A 25,677-nucleotide genomic window follows, 5' to 3' on the forward strand; every position below is an offset into this window, starting at 1 on the left:
CGGAATGACCAGTATCATAAAGAAAATCACGCCTCGAATCACATCGTTTTGCGTTGCTTTCACGTCTGGATAGGCGCGCGATTCGAGGCCCATGCCCGCACGCGTGTGTTTGACAAACAAATCCCATTTCTTGTCTTGCATCGACTCTTCGGCCAGATCCAGATGCTTTTTGGCCTGCTCGTGCAAATTGGTCATCCGCTGGTTTTCAATCGAATATTTCGCCAATTCGCGTATTCGCGCCTCATTCAGCGTCCACATATCTTTTGCGGCCTGGAACGAAGAGTGAATAAACGACCCGTGTTGCAAAGTCTGAAACCCATCGCCGCGCGCGACTTCCACGCTTTCCGCGCTTTTTGAATTCAGCAACATATAGCGCACGCCTATATCCAGTGACCTGCCCCCCAACCGCATCACAATTTTGACCCGTTCACCCGGCGTTGTAAAAATGGTTCCCACTGGTTCTTCTGGACCAAAGCCAATGGCATAGCCGTATTCCTGCGGCGCAGTATTGCCGGGACCGAGCACGCTGATGCTCGACAATTTGGATAAATAACGGGGATCGACTGTATCGTAAAAATCCGTTGCAATACACGGGAACAAAATCCGCGTGCGCTTGGATATCCACCAATCCATATTAAACTCGCCCCGGTATATGCGCGCCTGACGACCGTGATTGGGCGCGTACGTAATTTCGCCGCTTTCTGGATCCATATAAAAAGCCTTCACATCCACGCGGCGCTCGGCAATGCCCGGCATGTAAAATTCGCCATTTTCGTCGGCAATATCGTAGTAGATGCGGCGCACGCCTTTGATCGATTTGTCAACGCCCATTCGCAGCGAAGCCACGGCACCGGGACGGGGGCGATCAGGGATAATGCTTCGTCGGGGAAATGTGCGCACAAAACCCTGTAAACCGCGCATGCGATCGTCGGGATCCAGCTTGTAATCGGGCAAAAAATCCTCGGAATTTAACCCGAGATCGAGCACACCGGCAAGCAGGCGTATCTGCCCGGTGAGATTTTTGAAATTTACATGTTCGGATTTATCCAGTGGGGTATCTACTCTGAAACGCGCATCGTTGACCGTAATGAGCGACAGTGCCGGTGTACCCGCTTCCAAAACGACCTCGCCATCTGTTTTCAGGATTTTCCCCGGAATATACATATCCCAGTTCATGCCGCCTTTGGGATTGATCCCATCGATGAGGGCATCGGCCGGGTCCAGGTCAAAGCGCTCGGCTATCGCCTCTGAATAATGTATAAACGACTTGCCAAATGGCGTAAAGAAACGCTTGTAATAATAATTGCGCGTACTGTTCCAAACCCCGATTTCATCTGTCTGGCTCGTCAAATCCAGAGAAATCAACAGCGGCAATTCGAGGGGTTCGGTCATCAATGCGGCAAAATGCTTTTCCTTCCGCGAATGCCTGCTCAAAAAATCGCAAATACCTCTGAATCCGAGATGGTGTGCGGAAGAAGCGAGAAACAAAAGCGTGTGTTTGGGCGGGTACTTGCTAAAATATTCGACCAACTTCATCATGCCCACAATCCCACACGCCATCTCTGCGCCCGGCGCACGCGCGGGCACCACAGACATCGCATCGTAATACGTATTGATCACCACAATTTTTTCGCTCAATACGGGATCGGTTCCGCGAATCCAGCCCAAAATATTCCGCGTCTCTTTCTTTTCCCAATCCATTCGCGCCTTCAAAGTAACATTAACCTTATCCTTTTGCGCGACCAATTCTTTTAGTTTTTCGCCGCTCTTTTTGTCGATCCAGAAACGCTCTACACTATTGGGCACCTGCAAAAATTTGGTCTCTGACTGCGCGGTAAATGTGGAATCGGGTTCAACAAATATTATCTGCTGCGCGCCGAGCATGGCAGCATTGAGCCAGTTGTTCCACGAATTAAATTCCATCAACACCACCGCACCCTCTACATTGCGCCCATTAAATTCCGATACATCACCATCGCCACCCCACAAGAGATGCCCTCGCACGCCCCCCGTGGGCAAAGTGGTCGTCTTGACCAGATTGGGCCATAAACCGTGAATGGAAAAAACCTCTCCCGTGTCTTCTACCGTCAGGGTTCCACCATAGTCTATAGGCACGGCCACGTCATAGGTCTCGGCTTCGACGTCTTCCATGCCAAAACGCCGAAACTCAGAAATGATAAAATCCGCGGTTTTTTCATGCCCTTCATAACCCACCACGCGCGATTCGTGTTGCGTAAACTGGTCCATCAACGTGCGAATCCCATCTTCGCGCACAGCATCTAAAACCCGTGTCCCTACTTCCTCTGCTCGCGGAACGGGTACAGGAGGAACCTCGCTGGGCATTTCCAATCCCAACAAAGCAGCTATATGGGGATTTACGCGATAGGGACCGGCAATCAGGAGCGCGGTGATAAAAATCCCCAAACCAATGAGGCTCAATGCGATGAGCTTGTAATATTTATCCATAGCGATGTACCCAATGTCCGCGTTCTGGGAACCAGATGATGTCAATACCCACTGACAAAGTCACGCCGAGAATATATCCGACGAGCAAACCGATGAACAGGGGCCTTGATTTGCGATAAACCGTTGGCCCCCCCACTTTTATGATCACAAACTTAATCAACCACGCCAGAAAAGTTGTAAAACTGGTGCGCCGGACCAGATAAGAACCCGAAATCGCCAGCCCCACGGGATGCAGCGGCCACCACGCAAAGCGATAGCGCATATAGATCAACCCGGCCATCAGCAGACCGCCAATGCCAAAAAATACCGCTTGTTCGGGATGTTCCTCGTAAAACGGTGGCTCGTCGGGTTTTTTAATTACATTAACTGTACCTTGGAAATGGCGTTCGGCTGCCCGCGTAATCTCCCAACTGTTGAAATTATAAGCCCCTTGATCGTAACCCAACCACACGGTGAACAACATATTAAACAGCAAACTGACCATAAACACCAGCCCAATAGCCCCCATCAGCAGCCGCCGCTGATTGCCGGGAACGCCCTCGGAGACGCGCCCTGCATGGGCCAGCGCGGGCAAAAACAACCCCTTAAAATGCCCGGTAATCAAACCCGAATAGCGGTAAGCGACATGGGTAGCAAGCGGGATATTGCGCCGTCCAAAAAACGGTGCAACCATACTCCAGGCACCTATGGGTGTATTGGTAAATGGCATGCCAGTATCGGCCAGGATCTTCGCCATACCCGTATAGACAAAAATCACGGCGAGAAGGAGTAAAAATCCTTGCAGCGGATCGAAATTCATCTGCGTCAGCCAGACAAACAGATATACCAGGCTGCATAGCAGGCCGATACAAGCGGCGCGATAAGACATCAATTCATTGGAGTCATCCACCGTGGGATCCCTCCCGAGTGCCTTCATCAACACATCTCGCAAATGTCTTCTCGCAACCCAGAACGTCGAACACACAAAAACAATAAATGCCCCTGCAATCTGCCAGTAATACACCCCCGTGCGATAATAAGGGGTGATGGCTCTATAGCCCCACTTATTGAGCTGACCACCCTCAAAGATAAACAACAAATCAAAAAACCAGATTGAAAACAGAACATCCAGGCTGGCAAAATAAGAAAAAAGTATGGTAAAAATGCCAAAATATCCCCTGATAGGCGGCCATTGCCAATCAATCCAGTACCACCGCGATCGGTAAATGGGAAAACGCGGAAAGCCCGGTACAAAGTAATTGATACAATTCCAGGCCAGCACGCCAAACGCAATGGCAAATCCGATCCAGAACAAGCGGTTGCGCGTAAACTCGGGCAACCATCCCTCGCCATCGCCCGGTTTAGAAACTATATCGATCAACGGCGCCATCGCGGGAAAAACCAGGCGTTCGTTTTGCACCCATTGTTTTCTCAAAATAGTGGCGACACACGCCAGCATCAAAAAAGCCGCCGCCACAACCGTCGTCCACCAGAACAGGGGCAATACCCAAACGTCCCAGGGGATAGCAGCACCGCTCGGCAAGCCTTCGTAAAACCACGCAACGGCATTGCCCTCGGGACTTGGCAAGAGCCAGTTGGGCAAAAGCGGATGCAAATGCTCAGCCCACTCATTTTCTTCCGTAGCAAAATAATAAGGCGCCGTGATATAGCCGATCAAATATCCCGTCAGACCAAAACACGGCAGTGCCGCGCCCACGAGGCCCATCGCCAGAATCGCATGCCATTCGCCTGGTGAGAGCGCCCAGCCGGTCATTTTGGCAACAATGGCGAGTCCGATCATCAGGATCATCAGCACGATCAGCATGGCCATTGGGATATGGCTATACGTCATCAACGGAGCGTGCAAGATGTAGCGCACACAAATAGCCAGCAGATCGAGGGCGACGACCAGAAATAGCCCCAATCCCACAGCGCGCAATGTTACCGCGGGTTGTGAACTCGCATCATCTGCTTCCGTCTGAATATTTTGTGTATCAAGAGCCATTGGCGCGATTTTTGTGATATGAAGTAAAATTCCTTAGAAAATGTGCGGGAATAATTAACCCCCGCCCCTTGCATTTGTCAAATGGTTTATCTGTTTATAATTGTAAACCTGCATATAGCGCAACATCGCTTCTGTTTGCGAAAAAACGTACGCAAGAACCTTGACACCAATCAGCCGTTTTGTTAAATTTTCCAATCTTATCGGGAAAGATGATGGCTCCCTAGCTCAGTTGGTAGAGCAGAGGACTGAAAATCCTTGTGTCGGTGGTTCGATTCCGCCGGGAGCCACCATTTTTTAGTTGACCATACACAGACGTAGATTTTCTCGTACAAGTTCCAATTAAAAAAGGGTGTGAACTTACAGTGTTCACACCCTTTTTGTTTTTGGTAAAAAAATTGAAGCTATAAACTCTGAGCAACCCGAAACCCCACATAAAGGCTCCCGGCAAAGGTCCTGTGCCGGTCACGAGCAGCCGAGCGAAGGAAATAGCCTTCCAGGTACCATGCACCGCCGCGCACTACGCGCGCAGTAGAATCGCCGACCTCCCACGCAGACCCGTCATTAGGTGCCCCCACATATCTATTATTATACCGATCCAGAGTCCATTCCCAAACATTGCCGTGCATGTCGTGAAGCCCCCAACTGTTGGCCTCGAACGATCCCACAGGTGCTGACATCTCATTATCCCACTGACTGCCGCACCCATTGCAATTGGCGCGGTTGTGGCCGAGATTATTCCCCCAGCTATACCTCGTCGCTGTTCCCGCGCGAGCCGCATACTCCCACTCTGCCTCACTTGGCAAACGATAGTTCTTCCCCGTCTGTTCCGATAACCAGGCTGTGTACGCCACCGCATCATCCCATGTGACATTGATCACGGGACGACGTCCTCGCCCAAAACCCCTGTCATCTGCTCGCTCGCGCCCCGTCGCATCTGTGAAGACATCGTATTCCTCAAACGTCACCTCGTACTTCGACAGTGCAAACGACGCAATCGTCACCTCATGCACCGGCCTCTCGGCATTGGTGCAACTTCTCCCTGAAACGCACCCCATCTTAAAACTTCCCGCGGGAATCACCACCATCTCTGGCGACTTAAAAGAAGCCCCTTCCTCCTGTGAAACCCGAGCGGATACAACCGTGAAAAATCCCAACAAAAATAGAACGGAAAAGCTACTGATGATTCCCCGCATGATATCTCTCCTGTCATTATTATTTAAATGCGCATCACATAGAAAATAAGACAACTTCTTAGGGATGAGAAACATATTTTTCACCTTCCTATAGTCACATTGACCAGGGCACCGGGTCTGACATGCTTTCCCGCATTCAAAAAAAGACCTGTTACTTTGCACGTCCCATTTTCCGGATCAATAACAGGACTGATCCCGATAACGCGCCCGGGCAGCGCGCGCTTTCCGCCAGCGGTCGGCACGGCAGACAGCGGCATATTCATTCGGATCGCGTTCAGCCTTTTCTCGGACACAAACAGATGCACCTGAAGATCCTCGGGGTCAATGACCCGCGCGACCGCGGTGTAAGCCAGTATCCAGTCGCCTGCCTTTACATTGACCTCAACCACCATCCCGTCCTGGGGCGCGATGATTGCGGTTCTGTCCAGTTCCATACGCGCGGCAACCCAGTTATAGTGTGCGACCTCGGCATCGAAGCGGACATTTTCGAGCTGCTGATCACTGACCAGATTCTTATCGTGCAACACTTCCAATCGCGCTTTCAGGGTCTGCGCCTTCTTCAGTGCAATTCGAGCCGCGGCTTCCTTTACGCGCAAATCCCGACGGGATAATACCATGAGGGTATCCCCTTTTACCACCCGGTCTCCCACCTCAAAGTTGACCTGCTGCATCCGCGCGTTCATCCCGGCATAGACCGTCGCCGATTGCACAGGTACTAAAGGTGCCCTCAATATCAGTTCTTCTGCATTGACCCTTGCGGCAACGAGCATGAGGAACAGACCGCATAGAAACATCGCGTTGTATATCATAGTTGCAAGTGACTGGTGAACCATGGGAATACCCTCCTGTATGGGGTTGGAATTGAAACTTCGTGCCCTTCATATAGGGCAAAAACTGTGCCAAAATTCACAAAAAACCCGTAACTGATTGCAGGAGAGCGTGTTGTTAAAAAATGCCGAAAAAAGGATGTGCGGAAAACTGTGTCATATGACACCTTAGGTGTTTCAAATGAAACAGTAAGTGTTCCAAATGAAACAGTTGGGATTAGAATGAAATAGGGGGATTACGAAGGAAGATTACACAAAAAATGCCCTGAAGAACACAGGGCATTTTGGAAGGTTTTTGGAGCATACCATACAACGGGCTGTCATCATCGGTCCTGCGGACATTGTTTGCGTTTTGCCATTCAATTTTCCCTCCCGATCTGTGTTCTGGTCGCCACGGCTTTTACAGCTTCTATACCCAGGCGGTCTTCGAGTTGTTTCAAGTACAAACTGCGCGGAGAGACCTTCCGCCCGTGTGATTCCCAATATCCATCTTCACGCCTGTACCAGCCGTCTCGTTTCTCGCCGATGCAACCAATGGCATAATTTTGTGATGTTGGGGGTTTTTGCACGATAAAGCTCTCTGCTTCGCAATTCCACAATACTTTTTGTGCGCCCGCCCAACCGTGGCCAGTGCCCGAACCTTGCCGATCCTGAACATTGATGGCATTGCCGTTCACGATTACGTTGTCAAATAGGGTGCAAACAGACCACCGGTGATGGGGGCCTGAATCATTATGCGCGATATCTGCCGTGCAATCCAAAAACACATTTGGCCCCGGTACGCGGGCGTGTAGCACATAATCGTGACGCCCTCGCCGGGTATAACACCGTTGCACGAGAGACAATTGCCCGTGGATGGGAAATGAATATCGCCGTCCCCCGGTGATCTGTGATACGGGATCCAGACACTGGCTATCCTGCACGGTCATCCATTTTGCCAGGTTGCCAATGGTTACACACGCATATCCAAAGTGAACCGAGGTGATATTGCGCGCCCACGCATTCTGCACGCGTGAAAATACGACAAAATTCCAGGCGTGATCTTCATCGATAAACTCATCCTCCCTACTTTCATCTTTTTCGCTGTCATCAAACTCCGATACGCCGCGCAAGTTCTCGATGCCGACCTGTTCAATGCGCCCGGGATATTCGTATTTGAGAACCCACCCGCCGCCGTATTCGCGTTCAAATGCATTGCCCATTGGTGCGTCGATTGTTATCCGGTTGCCTTCTATGGCAGTTATGGTGCGGTCAAAGCGAAAGTCATAAGTGCCCGGTTCCCACTGCCGAACGTCGGGATGTGACATCTCAATGCGATCCATCCCTATTGCGGCAATCCACTGAGCCTTACTGGGGCGATGCACGAGGATGTTATCGCCAACTGCAAAACCCGAAGCATCTTCTATGGAAAATATTTTTGCGCCTACGGGGACATAATCATCTACAATGGCCTGTCGCGTTCCCCCTACCTCTTGCCAGAATGATCTGCCTTCAAACTCGATCAATGTGCGCTGTTCTGTTCCCGTTGCAATCAATACCGTGCCGTTTTCACCTTCGCCTTCACCGCGCAGTACGACGCCACTTGCCCGAATGTACAGGGTCCCACCAATCCGATATTTTCCGCGCTTGAGTAACAAGGTCCCGCGAAATCCATTGGCGTCCAGTGCGCGCGCAGATACGTCGTCAATTGCCGCTTGCAATCGCGCTGTGTCGTCTCCCCCGGCCTGTGGCTGTACCGTCATCGCCACTGGCACATCTGGCAGAGCCACACCACCACCCATATAGCCACAATGTGAAAAGTCTGGAATGATATTGCCCTTCTCATCTGGTACATAGGCCAGTCGCCCGTCAGGTCCCGAATATACCAGTTTACTGTTCTGAGGTACATAAGATACCGAACTGCTCCGCGTTTGGATAAAATCTGCAACTTGCGCCCAAATTGGGATAGGATATATGGAGGGGTCGCGTGAGGCGATAATATCCCGAGGAATTGGCACGCGGATCCGGGTTATTCCCGCCTCAATCGTCTGTGTCAATAAAATCTGCGTTTCGGTTCCCACCACAATGTTTAATGGTTGTGTGGTGGCGTTTTCAAGTGTGATGGGTATGTACCACTCCGTGCCGCCAGATCCGAATCCAGCAGCGAAGGTGAGGAAATCCCCAAAACCGATTTGTCCGTCAGAATCGAGATCGTAGATGGGATCATATCCCGCATCGGTCTGCGTTGCACCAAATTTCTGAACAAAGAGGATAAAATCACTAAAACCAACGGCTCCATTGTCATCGAAATCGAGATGGTCAATGGAATTTATTTCCTGTACTGGCGCGTCAACTTGCCATGAAAAGGTCTGATCGACGGTTGCAATATGATCGATGAACAGGCGCGCGTTTGAATTTTGACTGGTTTCTGTTCTATACGTGATGTATCGCCTGTTGTAATCGGGGTCTCTGCCCCAGATCTCGTGGGGTTTTGCCAGTTCGACAACGGCAAGTTGCCAGCCCTGAGGCGGTGTTTGTCCCTCCCAGATCGTATATATGGCTTCCCTACCGCCGCCCAGAGGGTGGTTGCGGACCTTGATTTTGAGATCCCTCAGGCCATTGCCCTCTACTTTCCACCAGAAGCTCAAGCTGTGTCTTTGGGAGATATCCTGCCCCGTGCTAAAAAAATTGTAGGTAAAGAATCCCGTTTGACCGGCTGGTGGGGAAGCAACGATGGCAAACCGACCCTCCTGGGCATCTCTGGATAACTGGACATTGTTGGACCAACCGGAGAGATTGTCGCAATAGGTCAGCGTTTGCACCGGATCGCTGGCAGAGCAAGGACAGGCCCACAGAAATAGAATTGTGCAGGTGATAATTGATCGCATTGTGTGTTCTCCTGGCCGCTGACAGCTTGTTTCTATATTTGCAAATATCTGCAATTTACTCGAAAAAACAGGGGCTTGCAATGGCATTTTGGCGTATAATGCAGGCGTTGTTGGAGGCGAACCTGACAGAACTATGGAGGTGTCCCTATTGAGATAGACAATTGTGGGATAGTGTCCCTATTGAGACTGACAATTGCAGGATTATGTCTATAACTACGTAACATTACCAAATTAAATAGGGCAGACCTTGTGTGGCCTGCCCTGTTATTGGAATTATTTTGCTTCAGGTGAATCCAGAAACGCCTTAACGCTGTTTACTCAGCCGTGGGATCAAAACCTTCAATACGCCCTTCCTGAATCTCGATCTCATCGCGGCGTCTCACCCGCTCAACCTGTCCATCGCGCAAATCGACCACGCGATCAGATACCCCGAGCATCTTGTGGTCGTGGGTATTGGTCACAATGGTCACACCGCTTTCGCCCTGCATCTTGAGCAACAACTCGATAATTTCCTGCCCGGTCTTCAAATCGAGATTTCCCGTCGGCTCATCAGCCAAAATCAAATCGGGGTCATTGGCCATAGCCCTGGCAATTGCCACGCGCTGCTGCTGTCCGCCCGACAATTCGTAGGGTTTGTGATGCAAGCGATCAGAAAGGCCCACCAGCGACAATTTGTGCGCGGCCTTTTCCTCGTAATCTTTGCGCGACATACCCGAAAACACCATGGGCAAAGCCACATTTTCAAGCGCCGTCATCACGGGAATCAGGTTAAACGACTGAAAAATATACCCCACACTGTGGCAGCGCAAATAGGCAATTTGCCCCTGGCTCATATCGCCCATATTGGCACCGTTGACCAATACAGTTCCCTTCGTGGGTGTATCCAATGCCCCGACCATGTTAAACATCGTGGTTTTTCCCGAGCCAGAAGGACCCATAATGGACAAATACTCACCGCGAATCACATCGAGGTTCACGCCTTGCAGGGCATGCACTTCCTGGTCGCCCATCCGATAGGTCTTCCAGACCCCTTGAACTTTGATAATATAATCTTCAGCATCAACCTGTTGTTCAGCAGCCGATTCCTGAGCCATTGTGTTCTCCTCTGAAACAATAAAGTTCACCATTGAACTCACGTATGGTAGCGAAAACCCATGGGCATGTCAAGCCATTTTAATCGCAATAAAATTCTACGTGATTCTACAAGTATCTTCTACTATATTCTAAAACCGCATTGTGCTATAGACCTGTCGCATCACCAGAACCAATACGAAAGGATCGCATCATGAAACTCGCAGTATGCAATGAATTTTTTGAAGATTGGAAAATCGAGGACGTCTTTAACTACGCAGCGGAAATTGGCTGTGACGGCGTAGAAATCGCGCCTTTTACACTCGCGGAAAGCGTCACAAGAATTTCTGCCAAACAGCGCAGCGACATTCGCAAAGCCGCAGAAAAAGCCGGCGTCGAAATCGTTGGCCTGCATTGGCTACTCGCCAGTCCACCGGGGCTTTATCTCACGCATCCGGACAAAGCCATCCGCGCCAAAACTGAGGATTATATCAAAGCATTGATCAACTTCTGTGGCGATTTGGGCGGACAGGTTATGATCCACGGCTCACCGGCACAGCGCAACATCCAAAAAGGCTGGGACCGCGAAGAATGCTGGAAATACGCCGTCGATGTCTTTTCGAACTGCACCGCAGAAATGGTGCAAAACAACGTCACCTATTGCATCGAAGCCCTCACGGGCAAAGAAACCAATATCCTGAACTCCATCTCTGAAGCCCTCAAAATGGTTGCCGATGTCGGTCACCCAAACTTCCAGACCATGGTCGATACCAAAGCCGCAGCCGCTGAAAACAAATCCCATGTGGATGTAATCGCCGAAGCCGGCAAAGCCATGCGCCATGTCCATGTGAACGACCCCAATTTGCGCGGTCCGGGATTTGGCGACTTGAAATTTGCATCCATCCTCCGCGCCCTCAAAGACCGCCACTACGATGGTTATGTATCCGTAGAAGTCTTTGACTTCACACCCGATGCACAAACCATTGCCGCACGCAGCATCGGATACCTCAAGGGTATTTTGGAAGGATTGGAAAATTAGAATCAATGTTCCGGCAACCGCTCTGCCACAAAACCCAATTCTTCTTTAATTCGACTCACATCGTAAACACTATCGTATTCATGCCCGGGCCGTTCAAAATGCGACAGATCCACCTCTTCGCCCCACCAAGCGCGAAAAATCTCCGCCACGGGTACGGCAACCCACGCCTTTGGACCCGCGGCATTCATAATGCGAACCCCGGGTTTGTGCAGCGATAGCGCAGACAGCGCGAATGCCCGAACTGCATCTGGCAAATCCATAATGGTCATGGAGCCCAAGCCCCACTGTCGCGTCGGAGAAATATTGCGCAAAGGCGGCAATCCAGCGTGCGGCACCGAAGACAGGCGCAAATTAATCACATCGATATCGCCATTTTGCCGCGCATAGAACTTTGTGATCTCCTCCATCAAAAATTTCGACAAACCATACCCATTGCGATCCAGACATGGGTGTTCATCGGGAATCGGCAATGTCTGTGGACGAAAAGCCTCATTCTGCATCCCGACTGCTGCGATCGAACTCGCCATCACAAATTTGCGGCATCCGCGATCCATCAAATAGCGCATCAAACACCGCGTGCCCTCCACATTGACAATCAGCGCGTCGCGCTCCGAACAACCGCCGGTCACAGCCGCGAGGTGAATCACAACATCAATCGACTCATCATTGAGCTGTTGCAAATCTTCAAAAGAGCCAAACTCGCCGTTCACATAGCGCAAATCCAATTCTGGATTATTTCGACTCATACAAATCACCCTGTGATCTTCCGCCATCGAGACCGACAGTGCCCGACCGATAAAACCACTCGCTCCGGTAATCAGTACTGTGCCCACAATCCCTCCTCGTTTAATCAATAAAAATATCACTCGCCCCGCCTAAAACATCTGCTATAACCTCCCCCTCTTTCATCACCATCTTCACCTGTCGCAAGCATGCAATATCTTCAAGCGGATTGCCCGACAGTGCAATCACATCTGCGAACATCCCAACGCCAAGATATCCAACGCAATCCGCCATACCCAACATCTCAGCCGTATTCGTCGTTACCGCCTTTAACGCATCCACCTCTGACACCCCCAACCCAACGAGTTCTTTTGCCTCGCGCCAGAGCGTTGCATGCGTACTATCGGTACCCAAACACACTTTCACACCCGCCCGCACGGCTTCGGGAATATATTTTGCCGTCGATTCGCGCGCGCGTTCAACCCGCTCGCGCCACCAATCCCACGTCCACGTATCAAAAGACGCAAAACCCACTTCATCGTCGAAAAACAGTTGCAAATTTGGATCGCTCAAATACGCGCCCGATTTCACAAACAAAGCCACATCCTCTTCGGTCAACAAATTGGCGTGTTCAATACTATCGATCCCAGCTTCCATCGCCCAGCGCATTGCCGGTCCGCCAATCGCGTGTGCGGCCACGGGAAGTCCCAGATCGTGTGATACAGCAATCGCTGCATCAATTTCCCGCCTCGAATACGCAGCCACATCTGTCAGGTCGCCTCGAATATAGTCCTCATAAGAATCGCCCTGCCGCACATTGGTAATAAACAACTTGGTCCAATCCGCACCCTGAGAAAAATTCTCTCTGATCTTAAGCGTCAGATCTTCTACCCCATCCGCGGAAAAACACAAAAAAGGCGCAGTCCCGTGACCTGGTCTCAATGCCCGCACACACACCTTCAACCTCGGCCCCACGGCTTCGCCGCGATCAATCGCACCCTGAAAAGCCTTCTCAACACCCGGCCGATCTCCCAGAGTGCGCATGGTCGTAACGCCTGTACTCAGATCACTTCGCAAATTCATCGCACCGCGCAACACAGCCGTTGTCGCATCCAGATCGAAATGCGCACTCAAAGGCAACTGGAACCGATTGTTAATCGTAATATGTACATGAGAATCAATCAACGCTGGCATCACAGTATATGCTGAACAATCCACCACCTCGGCGTTTGGAGGCACATCTACTTCCGTCCCAACACCGACCACGCGCCCCTTATTCACCACAACCATCCCCTGCGGAACGGGTGCACAATCGGGATGAACAATCAACAAGTTGGATTTAATCACTTTTGACATATTTATTTTGTTTGTATAATGTAGGTGGAACAACAAAACACCGTCATTTTGATCACCGGAGATCTATTCATGCAATTTGGCATCTTTTACGAACACCAGATTCCCCGCCCCTGGGCAGAAGGCGAAGAACACCAGCTTTTCAAAGACGCGCTCGAACAAGTCGAAGTCGCCGATCGGATTGACATTGAATATGTTTGGGAAGTTGAACATCACTTTTTGGAAGAATACTCCCACTCCTCAGCCCCCGAAGTCTTCCTCGCGGCCTGTAGCCAACGATCAAAAAATATCCGCCTGGGACACGGCATTGTACTCATGCCCCCCAATTACAACCATCCGGCCCGCGTTGCCGAACGCATCGCAACCCTCGACCTGATCAGCGACGGACGCGTCGAATGGGGCACGGGTGAATCGGCCTCTCGCGCAGAACTCGAGGGATTCAACGTCCCACCCGGAGAAAAAAAAGCAATGTGGGCGGAAACCGTACGGGAAACCGCCAAAATGCTCGCATCAGACCCGTATCCCGGATATGACGGCGAATTTTTCTCAATGCCCGAACGCAACGTCTTGCCCAAACCCCTGCAAAAACCCCACCCGCCGCTGTGGGTCGCCTGTTCCAACCGCGAAAGCATTCGCTGGGCGGGAAAACACGGCATTGGCGCGCTCACCTTTGCCTTTATCGAACCTGAAGACGCCAAATACTGGGTTGACGAATACTACACCGCATTTGAAAACGAATGCGAACCTCTCGGACAAGCCGTCAACCCCACCATCGCCATGGTCGCTGGATTTATGTGTCACGAAAACGGGGAAAAAGCGCGCGCACAGGGCCTCGAAGGATTCCAATTTTTCGGCTATGCACTCTCCCATTACTACCGACACGGGACTCACATCCCCGGCAAATTTGACATCTGGGCAGACTTCCAGCAAAACAAACCCGAACGGAAAAAAGGTTCGGGATCAGGTTGCATTGGCACCCCGGACGAGATTCGCGCCCATCTCGAAGCAATGGAAGAAATCGGCGTCGATCAGGTCGTCTTCCTGCAGCAAGCCGGCAACAACAGACACGATCATATATGCGAATCACTCGAATGTTTCGCACAAAATGTATTGCCAGACTTCAAAGCGCGACACGAAATATACGCCGCACAAAAAGCAGAACGCCTCGGCCCTGCCATCGAAAAAGCACTCTCTAAAATTCCACCGATAGACAAACCCAAATCCACACCCTTCGAAGCCTATCCACTCTTAAAATCACCCGACGAAAAGCAAGAAGACCTCGAAATTGTGGAATCTGTTGCGGGGAAACGAATCAACGAATAGACGAATCAACGATAGCAGTTGGGTGGTAGGGCGGGGTTCGTCTATTCGTCTATTCGTCCAATCGCCTCGCGCACAGCTTCTATTGTATCTTCAATATCCGCCTCTGTATGTGCCAGGGAGAGAAACATCGGATGCGAGGGATGTAAATAATACCCACGCGCAAGACATCCCCGCAACACCGCCATGCAGCGATCGCGGTCAGAATCGTCTATCACTGGACGCGGCATTGGCCCGACGCCAATGAGATGATAACTCAGTCCTCCTGCTTCGCAAACGGCGTTGATACCTTCGATCAATCGGCTTCCAATTTTCCATTGATAGGCAATGCCATTCCGCCTCTGCAGTTCCCCTATCACGACCTCCATAGCCGTCAAACTGAGCGGATCCCCGTGCGCGGTACCTGTCATCCACACCGACTGACACGCTTTTGCCCCCAGAATCTCGCGCTTCCCGGCAATAAAACTTCCCGCATACCCATTGCAACACGCTTTGCCAAACGTCGCAATATCGGGTACAACCCCATAATATTCCCCCCCACCGCCCATCGCCACGCGAAAACCCACCTTTGTCTCGTCAAACACGCAGACCGCGCCGTGTGCATGCGCCAGATCTACACACCCTTGCAAAAACCCATCCGGTGGCCCGTTTCCTTGAACCGTCTCCATCACCACACACGCCACCTGATTGTCATACTTCTTCAAACACGCTTCCAGAGCGTCTAAATCGCCGTAGGGAACCGCACAGGTCAGCTCACTGACGATTTTCGGAACACCCTCATCGCCGGGACGAGCCCAATCGTGCCAGCCGTGATACCCGCACGTAATCACTCTATCGCGCCCCGTATATACCCGCGACAGGCGCACCGCGCTGGAAGTCGCCGCACTGCCTCCAATAAAAAACCCCACCATCTCAGCACATGGAATCACTTCAATGAGCAATTCCGCAACCGTCAACTCCCTGGGATATGCCAGACTGTACACCGTCCCATTCGCCACCTGCTCGTGTATTGCACGGCACACAGCAGGGTCATCATACCCCAGAACAATCGGCCCGAAACCCATTACATAATCCAAAAACTCATTGCCATCCACATCCCAAAATCGCGCGCCCGCTGCGCGCTGTACAAATGCGGGATAGTCCATATCGACCTGGCCAAAAATATTCTTATGCGGAATGTACCCGCGAACCAGAACATCGCCATAGCGATTCAGAAGAGCCTTTGACTTTGCAATGGTATAATTTTTTTTTGACATTTATGACCTCCTTCGCGCGTAAATTTGAACCTCTTATTCAACAAATGAACTTCTCACACAGACACAAGCACAAAATAGACTGCTTCTGTGCTCCTATTGTACTTGCCCCCCGTCTTTTCTTGTCTTATCCTATTTTCAATAGGGAGATAGCTTTCATACTTCTCAATTCTAACCGGAGAATTTATGCCACGCGAACTCATTGCAGACCGACCGGGGCATACGACCTTGCAGGAATACGACGAAGAACCCTTAAAACCCGATCAAGTGCGCGCAAAAAGCTTGTTTTCAGCAGTAAAACACGGCACGGAGTTCCGGGGTTTTCAGGCCAATACACTCGATGCGTCCGATATTTTTAGCTGGGAATGGCGCATGCACCTGCGCGGACAAAAACAGAAAGACGCGTTCCCCAAACGGTTGGGCAATATGTATGTCGCCGAAGTGACGGACGTGGGACAAGACGTCTCAAATATTCGGGCAGGAGATCGAGTTTTTGGTCATGGTCCCGTTCGAGAGACGCATACACTTTCGGCGGATCGCGTAGAAAAAGCCCCTGAAGGTATCTCGTGGCAGGCTCTAATGGCTACAGACCCCGCGGGCGTTGCCCTCGGCGGCGTCAGAGATGCCAATATTCGCATTGGGGATCGCGTCGCGGTCTTTGGTCTGGGAGCGATTGGATTGATGACCGTACAACTCGCCCGCATCGCTGGCGCGCGCTGGGTTGCGGCAATTGATCCCATTGAAAAGCGATGTCTGATTTCCGAAGCCTACGGTGCAGATATCGTCCTGGACCCGCGCGAAGCTGATGTGGGCATGGTCATTAAACAAGCCACCGCAAAACTCGGCGTCGATGTATCCATGGAAACCAGTGGATCGTCCGCCGCAATGACCGACGCGCTGCGTTCAACGCGCTATCAGGGCACCGTTGTATCCACAGCCTATTACAATGCCCCCATGCAAAACCTGCATTTGACCGGCGAATGGCACCGCAACCGGATTCGCATTATATCCGTGAGATCCGACAGCGAACCCTGGCTGGATTACGGATGGGACAAAAAGCGCGGAAATAAAGAAGCCTTCGACCTGCTCGTTGAAGGCCGTCTAAACGCCGAGGGCCTAATCGATCCCATCGTGCCATTTAACCGCGTTGCCGAAGCCTATATGCAAATGAATGAACATCCCGAAACCGGGATTAAACTCGGTGTTGATCATTCCCTTTAATGGGTGATCCACCACTTTACCCATGCAAAAAATTCAAACCATAGCGATATGTCTATCCATCCTGTTGACCACCACGAACCTGCTGGCGAGTGAGGGAACAGTGCAGCAAGTTTCGGGAGACCTCGTTTACGTCACGGGCATGAACGGTTTGGCTCCGCTCTGGTCAAATCTCACAGTGCAGAACGGACAGGACACAGGCGCAAAACTCGAAGTCATCAAAGAATTGCCAGAACTGGTCATAGCAAGAGTCGTAGAGGCCAACGGAACAGCAGTGAATACCGGCGATGCAGTGGTGCTGAGTACCGCACAACCAGACGTATCGGCGCGAAAAGCCAGACGGACTGTTTACGCCACCCGCGTTGACAAAAATCCAAATGTAGATGGCGTACTGGACGACCCCGTATGGTCGCGGGCAACGCCGATCAAGGGTTTTGTACAGCGCGATCCAAACTACTGGATGCCGAGCCCCGAACAAACGATCGTGCGGATTATCTACACGGACAAAAGCATCTACTTTGGCTTTGAATGCCTCGTCCCGGACTCCTCTCAATTTATCGCAAACAACATGCGACGAGATTCTGAAATCCGCGGCGATGACAATATTCAAATCCTGCTCGACACGTACAATGATCGGCAAAATGGCTTCTTTTTCTCTGTCAATCCCCTTGGGGCGCAAAGCGATCTGATGCTCTCCAACGAGGGGCGAACCTATAACCGCGATTGGGATTGCAATTGGGTCGCCCGTACCAAACACTATCCCGACCGATGGACAGTCGAAATCGAAATCCCGTTCAGCCAACTGCGGTTTAAGCAAGCTGCCGACGCCACATGGGGCATCAATCTCGCGCGCTATATTGCCCGAAAAAATCTGGCGACCCAGCTCGTCGTCGGCCAGCAGAATTCTTCATCCACAGAGCGTTACCGCACGGCGGACATCGGCGAACTTCACGGCCTCCAACACATTCGCGCCAGACGTCCGATATATATCAAACCCTACGCTTTGCCGGGCACAACCATGGACGATCAGGCAATCAATCCCTCTGAAAGCCGCACATTTGAAACGGGTCTCGATCTGCGCTATGGCATCACGTCAAACATCTCGCTCGACTTATCCTACAACACGGATTTCGCACAGGTCGAAGGCGACCAGGAACAAACCAACCTGACGCAGTTCCGCCTCTTCTTCCCCGAAAAACGCGAGTTCTTCCTCGAGGGCGCCAACCTCTTCCAATTTGGCGAACTGGCGCGCGTAACCGGCAGCGGTACCAGACCGCCTACCCTCCTTTTTTACACCAGACGCATCGGCCTTGAAAAAGGGAAAAAAATCCCGATTATCGTCGGTTCAAAAATTGCCGGAAAAGAAGGGCGAACCAGTATTGGCGGCCTCAATGTACTGACCGACGCGGCATTGTTTGAAGACGAGGATGACACAATCCAGGTACACCGCACCAACTACTCGGTCCTCAGCATAAGACGCGACATCTTTGCGCGGTCAAACTTTGGTTTCATCATGGTCAACAAACAAATCGATGATCCTCACGAAGGATGGAACCATTACAACCGTGCGGGGGGCATTGATTTCAACTATTCTCCAACGTCAACCTTGAATTTCCAGGCTTTTGCAGCGCGAACATGGGATTCACAAATTGGAGATGCAGACGATGCGCGATTTGTATCTATGAATTATCGCGGCACCAGGTATTGGGCGCGTCTCAAATTTCTCGATGTCGAGGACCAATTTGAGCCCGCCGTGGGATTCATCAATCGCAGAAGTGGATTGGAAGGTTTCAGGCGCTATGACCTGTATGCGCGCTACAGACCCAGACCGAAATTCGGCAATATTCGCTACATGTCAATCGGTCCCGAAGCACAAATCTTTACAGACCACAACAACAATGTGAAATACTGGACACTCGAACTCTCGGCATTTACCATTTTTAATACCGGTGACTACTGGCGGAACGAATTAAAACGCACGCGCGACGTGGTCGATGAAGAATTCTCTCCCTCTGCGCGAAACAAAGATGTGATCATTCCCGCCGGAACCTATACCTTCACATCATTTACCACGGGACCGCGTCCCAGCCGATCCCGAAAACTGCGCCCCGGCATCAACTTTGAAGCCGGCACATACTACACTGGAAGACGCTATACCATACGCTCGGAAAGTTCTTTCCGCCCCTCTGGCCAACTGTCTTATGAAGTGGAATATCAGGGCGACTGGGTCCGACTTCCCCAGGGTAATTTTAACATCCACACACTCAGCAATCGCCTGCAGTACTCCTTTTCCACAGACTTTTTTGTCAAACTCTTTGTCCAGTGGAACAACGACAAAGAGTTCGCCAGCGCGAACTTTCTCCTCAACTACCGATATCGCCCCGGCAGCGACATCTTTCTCGTCTTCGACAGCGCTTATGGCACCGATCCGACTTTAACCCGACGAAACCGCTCAGTGCTCCTCAAGCTCTCCTATCTCCTGGGTCTGTGACGAATCTGCGAATCTACGAATCTGCGAATCGAAGCTCGTAGTGATTTGGGGTGGTTGGGCGGGATTCGTCTATTCGTCTATTCGCGCTTTTCTCGTCTATCCGTCTAACAGCCAGCGCGACGGCTTCGCCTCCGCCAATGCAGAGTGAGGCAATGCCAATGCGCTTGTCGGCGCGTTTCAGGGCATGAATAAGAGTTACGAGAATGCGCGTGCCGCTCGCCCCAATGGGATGCCCCAGCGCGACAGCACCGCCATTGACATTGAGTTTTTCCCCCGGAATGCCCAGATCTTGGGCCGCCGCCATTGGAACGCCGGAAAAGGCTTCGTTGATTTCAAACAGATCGACATCCGAGACCGCAAGGGAGAGTTTGGACAAAAGTTTGGATATGGCACCGATAGGCGCGAGTGTGAACCACTCCGGCTCCTGTGCATGTGTGGCATAACCCAAAATCTCAACTTCGGGAGCAATACCGCAATCTTCTGCTTTTTCGTCAGAAAGGACAATAACAGACGCCGCGCCATCGTTGATACTCGACGCATTGCCAGGCGTCACAGTGCCGTCTTTTGAAAACGCAGGGCGCAGTTGGCGGAGTTTGTCCTCGTCAAATCTCAGGGGTTCTTCATCCCTGTCTATCGTTGTAATTGTCTTGCCAGAAGGTGCTTTTACGGGTACAATCTCGCTGCGGAATCGACCTTCACTATCGGCGCTAAGTGCTCTGTTATAGCTACTGATGGCAAAATCATCCTGATCTTCGCGCGAAAAATCGTAGCGTTCAGCACATCGGTCACCACAGGTCCCCATGTGCAGATCATTGTACACATCCCATAAGCCATCGCGGATCATTGAGTCAACGAGTTCGCCAGTCCCCAGTCTGTACCCCGTTCGCGCTTTTTCGAGAAGATAGGGCGCGCGGCTCATGTTTTCCGTGCCTCCTGCGAGAATCAGGTCGGCATCGCCACACTGGATGGCCTGCGCAGCGAGCATGATGGATTTGAGGCCCGAACCACAAACTTTGTTAATCGTTGTCGCCCCCACCGACGTATCGAGACCCGCGCCAATAGCAACCTGACGCGCGACATTTTGACCCAGCCCCGCACTGAGCACATTGCCAAAAATCACTTCATCGACATCATCGCCGATTATGCCCGTCTGCGCTATCGAAGCTGCCGCGACCACACTGCCCAATTCAGGAGCAGACACCTCGGCAAAGCCGCCCATAAATCCACCAATAGCTGTGCGCTTGCTCCCGGTAATATAAATGTGTTTCATGGTCATACCTCCATTTTACTATCAAGATACGTCCAGACCTGAAAATAATGCAAGAAATAAGAGGTAAGAAGTGAAACATCTAATCGCCATTGCCCTGTGTAGTATTTTATGTGCATTAATCCTCCTGATGGCCTGTTCTGCACCCCCCGATGGCAAAACCGTATTTATCGAATCGGGCTGTACAAGATGCCATGAAATCAACGGCTCTGGCGGTTCTCAAGGACCACAATTAGAGGGCTTACAGAGCAAATGGACACCCGAATCACTGGAAGAATTTCTGAGTGATCCCCCTGCGTACGCAAAAGATAATGCTCGATTGCTGGCGTATCAAAAAAAATACCCAACGCCAATGCCCAGACTTGAAATCGCGCCCGCACGGCGAAAAATACTCGTCCAATATCTCCTTAAAAGGTATCCATGAGAAATCAGATCGATAAAAAATACGAGCGGATATACAGAGAAGTTGCCAAAATCCCCGAAGGTACTGTGGCAACTTATGGACAGATTGCCGAACGGGTTGGGTGTGGACCGCGCGAAGTGGGCAGGGCGCTATCGGAATTGCCTCCTCACACATCCTGTCCCTGGCATCGGGTCATCAACGCGCGGGGAATGGTGTCCATTCGCAGCGGGAATCACATGGCACATCACAACCAGGAAGCCCGCCTTGAACGAGAAGGCATTGTATTTGTCAATGGCCGCGTCGATCTCGAAATTTACAGGTGGGAGGCAGATTTTTAAGGCCTGAATACAATATCACCAGCAAGAGCATGCAAATTTGTGTATTGACAAGGGTACCCGGTTTTTTTATCATTCACGCGCTTAGGGGAGAAATACGTCTGTAAATAATGAGAAAGGGGATGCAGTGACCAAAGCTGATATTGTCAATCAGATTGCCGGAGCTACGGGATTGACCAAAACAGATACTTCTGTCGTTGTAGAGGGCTTTCTCACCTCGCTCATCGCGGCAATGCAGCAGGGTGAACACATCGAAATTCGCGGTTTTGGCACGTTTAAGGTTGTTCATCGCGCACCGCGCACAGGTCGCAATCCCAAAACGGGCGAGGTTGTCAAAATTCCCTCGCGCGCAATGCCCGTGTTCAAGCCCTCACGCGAACTGCGTAATTCTATTTCTGAGGCTTCTGTTCTTCCATCCGGCTAATGCACCCACAGGAGGTAGCTCTTGCCCAGCGGAAAAAAGCGCAAACGCGCAAAAATCGCAACGCATAAGCGAAAAAAAAGGCGCCGAAGAGACCGACATAAAAAGAGAATCTAAAGGCGACCTACTATACTGATGTTATGGATTTAGCCCCTCTGGACCTGGATATGCCGACGTTTTCAGCCACAAACGGCTGTGATACACGCTGGTATAGACCATAAAGGCAGGGGCCTATCCATAGTCTGCCCTCTGCGGCATTAGCTCAGTTGGATAGAGCACTGGTCTCCGGAACCAGAGGTCACAGGTTCGAATCCTGTATGTCGCACCACAACCAATAGGGCGAGAGTCGTTTGTAACTCTCGCCCCATTTTTTGCGTCTCACTTCGCTTATGCGTCTATTTGTCTTATCAGATCCCGTAACTCCTGAATCAGCGCGTCCAGACCCTGACCTGTGACAGAGGAAATTCCCATATTTGTTTGTCCCTGAAAAAATGGCGCCCTGCGGTGTTCGGGTGGCAACAAATCCAGCTTAGTGGCAATGAGCATCGCGGGTTTCTCGCGCAATTTGGGACTGAAACGATCGAGTTCTTCTCTCAAAACTGACAGGTCGTATTCGGGATTGAGGCTGGTGACATCGACCATAAAAAGGAGAACGCGTGTGCGTTCAATATGGCGCAAAAACTGAAACCCAAGCCCTTTGCCGCGATGCGCCCCTTCAATCAGGCCGGGAATGTCTGCCATAACAAAGCTATCGTAATCGCCGCATTTGACAATGCCCAGATTGGGTTGCAGGGTCGTAAAGGGGTAATCTGCGATTTTGGGTCGCGCCGCAGATACTCTTGATAGAAGAGTCGATTTACCCGCATTTGGATGGCCGACCAGACCGACATCGGCGATGAGTTTGAGCTCGAGCTCCAGATGGCGTTCTCGTCCCGATTCTCCGGGCTGGACATACTCTGGCGCTCTGTTTGTCGGCGTGGCAAAACGCGCATTGCCACGGCCCCCGCGACCGCCCTCAAGCAAAACAACGCGCTGATCTGATTCAGTCAAATCCGCGAGAATTTCACCCGTTTCTGTATCCTTGATAAGCGTGCCAACCGGTACGGGAATTTCAGCATCATCGCCCCGCCTGCCCGCTTTCTTTTGCCCCGACCCATGTTCTCCATGCCCTGCGCTCAGGTGTTGTTGATACCGATAATCGAGCAGCGTGGAAAGGCGCGGGTCTGCAATAAAAACGACATCTCCCCCCTTGCCACCATCGCCGCCATCTGGCCCCCCTCGCGGCACATGCTTTTCTCGGCGAAAACTTTTGCATCCATTGCCGCCGTTGCCCGAACGGGCATAAATTCTGGTTAGATCAACGAACATGGGAAAATTCGCTATGTTGCGGACTCTGCCTGTGCGCTATTTCTCAAAAGCAGAGCCTCTTCAATGGGGATGTGCTCATCTGCGCTGTTGATGAGGTCCCTCGCCGTATTGTAGGTAAAGGAAATGACCTCAACGCGCGGTCCCAGAGTTTTAACGAGATCGACCAGAGGTACAAAATCACCGTCACCACTCACGAGAACCACGACATCGAGTTTATCGACAAATCTCATGATATCAATGGCCATGCCCATGTCCCAATCGCCTTTAGCCGATCCATCGCTGCGCTGCCGCAAATCTTTTCTTTTTACTTCATAGCTCTTTTGTTGAAGCATTGAGATAAAGTTGCTCTGGTCAACATCTGGCGATTGCACGACATAGGCAATAGCGCGGATCAAGCGGCGTTTACCCACACTGAGTTCCAGCAGTTTTTCAAAATCGAGACGCGCATTAAACGGTTTTGCGGCATAAAAGATATTCTGTACATCGACAAATATCCCAACCCGCAATTCCGGCGCGGGAATGTCTGTGCGCCGATCTAACCGGGCTCTGGCATTGGCCTGTAGAGCGGCGATACTTTTCTGAATGGCATCGAGAGTAGCAAAAATTTCCCGACGCTCTCGAGCACCGCTAATAGCTTCTTTATAGACCCTATTCTTAATCTCTCGAAGGTCTCGAATCGAAGCCTGTGCTATGTTAATCTGATCTAATTTTTGCTCAATGCGCGCTATTGCCTCTTGTATTTCCACAATCTGATCTTTAAAGTCTGCCATTTGTTATGGAGTCTCCGATATTAGTTTGTGTAACCCTGCGCCAAGGGCAAGGGCAAATCTGCTCGCCTGTCCGAGTTCTTCGCGATCTCGTTTTGGCAACTGCGCAGTATCTATACCGAGAAATATGGGATATTCCTCAAGGCTGAGACTGGCTGGTGGATCAATGGCCGGTATGTCCCCCGACAGATAAACCCGTTTGCAGGGGCGGTGTGAAGAACTGGCGAGAGAGAACCAGCGTTGCAGACTTGAAGAATTGGGAACAGTTGTTTCAACACCGATTAAAATACCATTTTCAACGGCAACGTAACAAGACCCATCGGGATCGCTGTGAATAGCCATTTTCCTACCTGCCTCCCATACGCGAGCGGGTAGGCCAGCACAAAATAGAGCCAGCGGAGCGACGGAGAGATGCAGGTGGGTTTCGCCCAGTGCAGAACACAGGGTTTCGTGTGCGTCAATCACCCCGTTGCGCACTGCGGTCCAAAAAGCCACGCGGCCCACCGCAATAAAGTCGATCACACTATTGTCAACAGGAGAAATAAGTGCCTGAGATGCTTCCCAAAAAATCTGCTCTCGGCGGTCTTTTTCTCCCGCGACTTCGAGAGGAATTTTTTGGATGTGATACAGGCCACCCGAAAGACAAAAAGAAAGCGTGCCAATCGGTTTTGGCAGGCTTTCAAGTGCTTGTCCCAATTCCTCAACAAAGGATTTGGACACTTCTTTTTCGGGATCAAAATCAAAAGCCTCCGATACGCGCTGGTTAATAAGACCCCTGAGATAATATGCATTATCCAATTTTTCAAGATGGACCACGCGCAAGGTGTTGCCCGAAATATGAATGCCCGTCGCTGTACTCATGGCGTACTCATCGTAAGGTGTGGCCGCAAGCGATCTAGGGTTTTGGAACCAATACCCTTGACCTTTGTAATATCGTCAATGCGCTTAAATGCCCCATTCTCTTCGCGATAAGCCACAATGCGTCCCGCAAGTTGAGGCCCAATACGGGGCAGACGCTCAAACTCTTTTGCCGTTGCCGAGTTGATATCGATTAATTCCCCCGCCGGAGAAATTTCTACTTTTTCTTTTTTTTCAGAGGCGTCCTCTTTTCCGTCGGCTTTGGCTGGCGACAGGTATTGGTGAACTTCTACTTCTTCTCGCGGTGGAACTTCCACAGCATTTTTTCGCACCTCAAAATCGGGAATGCGATCCGGATCTTTACTGTCGAGATAACGGATAACAATCCCCACAATAAGAACGCCGCAAAGCATCAACAGAATAATTTGTTCGTTGCGGTTAAAAGTGAACATG

21 protein-coding genes and 2 tRNA genes are annotated in these 25,677 nt (G+C 51.1%); 9 read left to right on the forward strand and 14 right to left on the reverse strand.

Translation table 11 applies throughout. The features are described 5' to 3' along the window. Positions 1 to 2,466: hypothetical protein (locus tag F4Y39_20590; GenBank protein MYC16131.1), on the reverse strand; the 2,466-nt coding region annotated here is incomplete at its 3' end. Then, positions 2,459 to 4,450, reverse strand: a complete 1,992-nt coding sequence (locus F4Y39_20595; protein ID MYC16132.1) for a hypothetical protein — start codon at positions 4,448 to 4,450, stop codon at positions 2,459 to 2,461. The genes F4Y39_20595 and F4Y39_20590, both read right to left, overlap by 8 nt. Before the next feature lie 214 nt (positions 4,451 to 4,664). Here F4Y39_20595 and F4Y39_20600 point away from each other — a divergent pair. Then, positions 4,665 to 4,740: transfer RNA gene (locus F4Y39_20600), tRNA-Phe, on the forward strand. Between the two features lie 111 nt (positions 4,741 to 4,851). Here F4Y39_20600 and F4Y39_20605 read toward each other — a convergent pair. The 4 genes from F4Y39_20605 to F4Y39_20620 all read right to left on the reverse strand — a co-directional run bounded on the left by F4Y39_20605 (position 4,852) and on the right by F4Y39_20620 (position 10,431). After that, positions 4,852 to 5,718 carry a formylglycine-generating enzyme family protein gene (locus tag F4Y39_20605; protein ID MYC16133.1) on the reverse strand — a complete coding sequence of 289 codons (867 nt, stop codon included), beginning with the start codon at positions 5,716 to 5,718 and terminating at the stop codon, positions 4,852 to 4,854. Between the two features lie 5 nt (positions 5,719 to 5,723). Further along, positions 5,724 to 6,476: an efflux RND transporter periplasmic adaptor subunit gene (locus tag F4Y39_20610; GenBank protein ID MYC16134.1), complete on the reverse strand. Its 753-nt coding sequence runs from the start codon at positions 6,474 to 6,476 to the stop codon at positions 5,724 to 5,726. A gap of 353 nt (positions 6,477 to 6,829) precedes the next feature. Further along, positions 6,830 to 9,337, reverse strand: coding sequence for a hypothetical protein (locus F4Y39_20615; protein MYC16135.1), 2,508 nt, complete (start codon positions 9,335 to 9,337; stop codon positions 6,830 to 6,832). A gap of 314 nt (positions 9,338 to 9,651) precedes the next feature. After that, entirely contained in the window at positions 9,652 to 10,431 is a 780-nt protein-coding gene (locus F4Y39_20620) for an ABC transporter ATP-binding protein (GenBank protein MYC16136.1), read from the reverse strand. A 191-nt stretch (positions 10,432 to 10,622) separates the two neighbouring features. Here F4Y39_20620 and F4Y39_20625 point away from each other — a divergent pair, with 191 nt between their 5' ends. Continuing rightward, positions 10,623 to 11,447, forward strand: coding sequence for a sugar phosphate isomerase/epimerase (locus tag F4Y39_20625; GenBank protein MYC16137.1), 825 nt, complete (start codon positions 10,623 to 10,625; stop codon positions 11,445 to 11,447). 2 nt (positions 11,448 to 11,449) lie between these two features. On the opposite strand, the gene F4Y39_20630 is transcribed toward F4Y39_20625, so the two are convergent. Next, positions 11,450 to 12,313: an NAD(P)-dependent oxidoreductase gene (locus tag F4Y39_20630; protein ID MYC16138.1), complete on the reverse strand. Its 864-nt coding sequence runs from the start codon at positions 12,311 to 12,313 to the stop codon at positions 11,450 to 11,452. Next, on the reverse strand, positions 12,294 to 13,526 hold the full coding sequence (locus tag F4Y39_20635; protein ID MYC16139.1) for an amidohydrolase family protein: 1,233 nt from the start codon (positions 13,524 to 13,526) through the stop codon (positions 12,294 to 12,296). Before F4Y39_20635 ends, F4Y39_20630 begins: the two co-directional genes overlap by 20 nt. Positions 13,527 to 13,595: 69 nt before the next feature. On the opposite strand from F4Y39_20635, the gene F4Y39_20640 reads away from it, so the two are divergent. Further along, positions 13,596 to 14,846: an LLM class flavin-dependent oxidoreductase gene (locus F4Y39_20640; protein ID MYC16140.1), complete on the forward strand. Its 1,251-nt coding sequence runs from the start codon at positions 13,596 to 13,598 to the stop codon at positions 14,844 to 14,846. A 41-nt stretch (positions 14,847 to 14,887) separates the two neighbouring features. On the opposite strand, the gene F4Y39_20645 is transcribed toward F4Y39_20640, so the two are convergent. Beyond that, positions 14,888 to 16,099: an aminotransferase class III-fold pyridoxal phosphate-dependent enzyme gene (locus tag F4Y39_20645; GenBank protein MYC16141.1), complete on the reverse strand. Its 1,212-nt coding sequence runs from the start codon at positions 16,097 to 16,099 to the stop codon at positions 14,888 to 14,890. 183 nt (positions 16,100 to 16,282) lie between these two features. On the opposite strand from F4Y39_20645, the gene F4Y39_20650 reads away from it, so the two are divergent. Both F4Y39_20650 and F4Y39_20655 read left to right on the forward strand, forming a co-directional pair. Beyond that, positions 16,283 to 17,317, forward strand: a complete 1,035-nt coding sequence (locus F4Y39_20650) for a zinc-binding alcohol dehydrogenase (GenBank protein ID MYC16142.1) — start codon at positions 16,283 to 16,285, stop codon at positions 17,315 to 17,317. A 22-nt stretch (positions 17,318 to 17,339) separates the two neighbouring features. Further along, positions 17,340 to 19,805: a carbohydrate binding family 9 domain-containing protein gene (locus F4Y39_20655; GenBank protein MYC16143.1), complete on the forward strand. Its 2,466-nt coding sequence runs from the start codon at positions 17,340 to 17,342 to the stop codon at positions 19,803 to 19,805. 13 nt (positions 19,806 to 19,818) lie between these two features. On the opposite strand, the gene F4Y39_20660 is transcribed toward F4Y39_20655, so the two are convergent. Further along, the gene (locus F4Y39_20660; protein ID MYC16144.1) at positions 19,819 to 21,075 is read right to left on the reverse strand and encodes a thiolase family protein; all 1,257 of its coding nucleotides are present in this window, start codon (positions 21,073 to 21,075) and stop codon (positions 19,819 to 19,821) included. A 70-nt stretch (positions 21,076 to 21,145) separates the two neighbouring features. On the opposite strand from F4Y39_20660, the gene F4Y39_20665 reads away from it, so the two are divergent. The 4 genes from F4Y39_20665 to F4Y39_20680 all read left to right on the forward strand — a co-directional run bounded on the left by F4Y39_20665 (position 21,146) and on the right by F4Y39_20680 (position 22,559). Next, positions 21,146 to 21,496: a cytochrome c gene (locus F4Y39_20665; GenBank protein MYC16145.1), complete on the forward strand. Its 351-nt coding sequence runs from the start codon at positions 21,146 to 21,148 to the stop codon at positions 21,494 to 21,496. Then, complete coding sequence (locus F4Y39_20670; protein ID MYC16146.1) at positions 21,493 to 21,813, forward strand: cysteine methyltransferase; 321 nt, start codon at positions 21,493 to 21,495, stop codon at positions 21,811 to 21,813. Before F4Y39_20665 ends, F4Y39_20670 begins: the two co-directional genes overlap by 4 nt. Positions 21,814 to 21,937: 124 nt before the next feature. Then, positions 21,938 to 22,234 carry an integration host factor subunit beta gene (locus F4Y39_20675; GenBank protein ID MYC16147.1) on the forward strand — a complete coding sequence of 99 codons (297 nt, stop codon included), beginning with the start codon at positions 21,938 to 21,940 and terminating at the stop codon, positions 22,232 to 22,234. A gap of 248 nt (positions 22,235 to 22,482) precedes the next feature. Continuing rightward, a tRNA-Arg gene (locus F4Y39_20680) sits at positions 22,483 to 22,559 on the forward strand. A 59-nt stretch (positions 22,560 to 22,618) separates the two neighbouring features. Here F4Y39_20680 and obgE read toward each other — a convergent pair. From obgE to F4Y39_20700, 4 genes are read right to left on the reverse strand one after another with little or no spacing between them, the layout of a single operon-like run. Beyond that, the gene (gene obgE / locus F4Y39_20685; GenBank protein MYC16148.1) at positions 22,619 to 23,599 is read right to left on the reverse strand and encodes a GTPase ObgE; all 981 of its coding nucleotides are present in this window, start codon (positions 23,597 to 23,599) and stop codon (positions 22,619 to 22,621) included. Between the two features lie 11 nt (positions 23,600 to 23,610). Then, positions 23,611 to 24,369, reverse strand: coding sequence for an NYN domain-containing protein (locus F4Y39_20690; GenBank protein ID MYC16149.1), 759 nt, complete (start codon positions 24,367 to 24,369; stop codon positions 23,611 to 23,613). Between the two features lie 3 nt (positions 24,370 to 24,372). Continuing rightward, on the reverse strand, positions 24,373 to 25,227 hold the full coding sequence (locus F4Y39_20695; GenBank protein ID MYC16150.1) for a hypothetical protein: 855 nt from the start codon (positions 25,225 to 25,227) through the stop codon (positions 24,373 to 24,375). Beyond that, positions 25,224 to 25,676, reverse strand: a complete 453-nt coding sequence (locus F4Y39_20700) for a helix-hairpin-helix domain-containing protein (GenBank protein MYC16151.1) — start codon at positions 25,674 to 25,676, stop codon at positions 25,224 to 25,226. Before F4Y39_20700 ends, F4Y39_20695 begins: the two co-directional genes overlap by 4 nt. Between the last annotated feature and the right edge of the window lies 1 nt (position 25,677).

Source organism: Gemmatimonadota bacterium, assembly GCA_009838845.1.
Lineage (GTDB): Bacteria > Latescibacterota > UBA2968 > UBA2968 > UBA2968 > VXRD01.

What these genes read in the sequence shown, in the direction of transcription:
- F4Y39_20595 (MYC16132.1), bottom strand. Translation starts at nt 4,450, where the DNA reads ATGGCTCTTGATACACAAAATATTCAGACGGAAGCAGATGATGCGAGT.
- F4Y39_20605 (MYC16133.1), bottom strand. Translation starts at nt 5,718, where the DNA reads ATGTTTCTCATCCCTAAGAAGTTGTCTTATTTTCTATGTGATGCGCAT.
- F4Y39_20610 (MYC16134.1), bottom strand. Translation starts at nt 6,476, where the DNA reads ATGGTTCACCAGTCACTTGCAACTATGATATACAACGCGATGTTTCTA.
- F4Y39_20615 (MYC16135.1), bottom strand. Translation starts at nt 9,337, where the DNA reads ATGCGATCAATTATCACCTGCACAATTCTATTTCTGTGGGCCTGTCCT.
- F4Y39_20620 (MYC16136.1), bottom strand. Translation starts at nt 10,431, where the DNA reads ATGGCTCAGGAATCGGCTGCTGAACAACAGGTTGATGCTGAAGATTAT.
- F4Y39_20625 (MYC16137.1), top strand. Translation starts at nt 10,623, where the DNA reads ATGAAACTCGCAGTATGCAATGAATTTTTTGAAGATTGGAAAATCGAG.
- F4Y39_20635 (MYC16139.1), bottom strand. Translation starts at nt 13,526, where the DNA reads ATGTCAAAAGTGATTAAATCCAACTTGTTGATTGTTCATCCCGATTGT.
- F4Y39_20640 (MYC16140.1), top strand. Translation starts at nt 13,596, where the DNA reads ATGCAATTTGGCATCTTTTACGAACACCAGATTCCCCGCCCCTGGGCA.
- F4Y39_20645 (MYC16141.1), bottom strand. Translation starts at nt 16,099, where the DNA reads ATGTCAAAAAAAAATTATACCATTGCAAAGTCAAAGGCTCTTCTGAAT.
- F4Y39_20650 (MYC16142.1), top strand. Translation starts at nt 16,283, where the DNA reads ATGCCACGCGAACTCATTGCAGACCGACCGGGGCATACGACCTTGCAG.
- F4Y39_20655 (MYC16143.1), top strand. Translation starts at nt 17,340, where the DNA reads ATGCAAAAAATTCAAACCATAGCGATATGTCTATCCATCCTGTTGACC.
- F4Y39_20660 (MYC16144.1), bottom strand. Translation starts at nt 21,075, where the DNA reads ATGAAACACATTTATATTACCGGGAGCAAGCGCACAGCTATTGGTGGA.
- F4Y39_20670 (MYC16146.1), top strand. Translation starts at nt 21,493, where the DNA reads ATGAGAAATCAGATCGATAAAAAATACGAGCGGATATACAGAGAAGTT.
- obgE (MYC16148.1), bottom strand. Translation starts at nt 23,599, where the DNA reads ATGTTCGTTGATCTAACCAGAATTTATGCCCGTTCGGGCAACGGCGGC.
- F4Y39_20690 (MYC16149.1), bottom strand. Translation starts at nt 24,369, where the DNA reads ATGGCAGACTTTAAAGATCAGATTGTGGAAATACAAGAGGCAATAGCG.
- F4Y39_20695 (MYC16150.1), bottom strand. Translation starts at nt 25,227, where the DNA reads ATGAGTACAGCGACGGGCATTCATATTTCGGGCAACACCTTGCGCGTG.
- F4Y39_20700 (MYC16151.1), bottom strand. Translation starts at nt 25,676, where the DNA reads ATGTTCACTTTTAACCGCAACGAACAAATTATTCTGTTGATGCTTTGC.